This window comes from Kitasatospora sp. NPDC007106, from assembly GCF_040634455.1.
Classification (GTDB): Bacteria; Actinomycetota; Actinomycetes; order Streptomycetales; family Streptomycetaceae; genus Kitasatospora; species Kitasatospora arboriphila.
Window position 1 is genome coordinate 1 of record NZ_JBEYFP010001382.1, and the last position, 1,156, is coordinate 1,156.

Below are 1,156 nucleotides of genomic sequence, written 5' to 3' on the forward strand. Positions count from 1 at the left end.
GTCGAGGAGGAGCTGCGCCGCACCGTGCCGTTCGTCGCCGAGCTGCGCAAGCGCCACCCGGACGCGGTGAAGACCGTGCCGAGGAGCCGCTGCCCCTCCGCGACGAGGTCGGCGTCCCACAGCGAGCGGTCCTGGTCCTCCAGCAGCACCTGCCGCCCGGCGGCGTCCGTCCGCGCGGCCCGCCGGGCATCGGTGAGCAGCAGCAGCGCCAGCAGCCCCGCCACCTCCCGCTCGGCCGGGAGCAGCCGGTGCAGGATCCGGGCGAGCCGGACGGCCTCCTCCGCCAGATCGGGCCTCAGCAGGCCGTCGCCGGCGCTGGCCGCGTACCCCTCGGTGAAGACGAGGTACACCGCCCGCAGCACCGACGGCAGCCGCCCGGGCAGCTCCTCCGGCCCCGGGACGCGGAACGGGATCCGCGCACTGCGGATCTTGCGCTTCGCCCGGACGATCCGCTGCGCCATCGTCGCCGTCGGCACCAGGAACGCCCGGGCGACCTCGGGCGTGGTCAGGCCGGCGAGGAACCGCAGCACCAGCGCGGTCTGCGCCTCCGGCGACAGCGCCGGATGGCAGCAGGTGAAGAACAACTGCAGCCGCTCGTCCGGGACGTCGTCGAAGCCGGGCTCGGGGACGACGGCCGCCGCCCGGTCGCTCTCCAGCTGGAGCAGCGCCAGCCGCTCCGCGAACGCCCGGTCGCGGCGGATCCGGTCGACGGCCTTGCGGCGGGCCGTCGTGAGCAGCCACGCCAGCGGCTTGTCCGGGACGCCGTCGACCGGCCATCGCTGCAGCGCGGCCTCGACCGCCTCCGAGGCGGTCTCCTCGGCCAGGTCCAGATCGCCGAACCTCGCGGCGAGCAGGGCGAGCAGCCTGCTCCGGTCCTCGCGGAACACCGCCTCCACGGAGCGGGCCGCCCGCCGCTCGTTCACGACTGGTTCGGCTCCCAGACGGTGCGGACCTCGACCGTGCCGTACCGGGCGCCCGGGCACCGGGCCGCCCAGTCGAGCGCGGCGTCCAGGTCGGGGACGTCGAGCAGGTAGTAGCCGCCGACGATCTCCCTGGTCTCGGCGAACGGCCCGTCCGTCACCACCCGCTCGCCGTCCACGCGGACCCGCACGGTGGTCGCGTTCACGAGGTCGAGGGCATTGCCGTCGAGCCTGAC

2 protein-coding genes are annotated in these 1,156 nt (G+C 75.5%); both read right to left on the bottom strand.

Annotation, left to right across the window (positions count from 1 at the left end; translation table 11 throughout):
- A partial coding sequence (locus ABZ641_RS38655; protein WP_359989373.1) for a DUF6596 domain-containing protein occupies positions 1–923 on the bottom strand: 923 nt, incomplete at its 3' end.
- Positions 920–1,156 (bottom strand): YciI family protein (locus tag ABZ641_RS38660; RefSeq protein ID WP_359989374.1); only part of this gene is annotated, 237 nt, incomplete at its 5' end. The genes ABZ641_RS38660 and ABZ641_RS38655, both read right to left, overlap by 4 nt.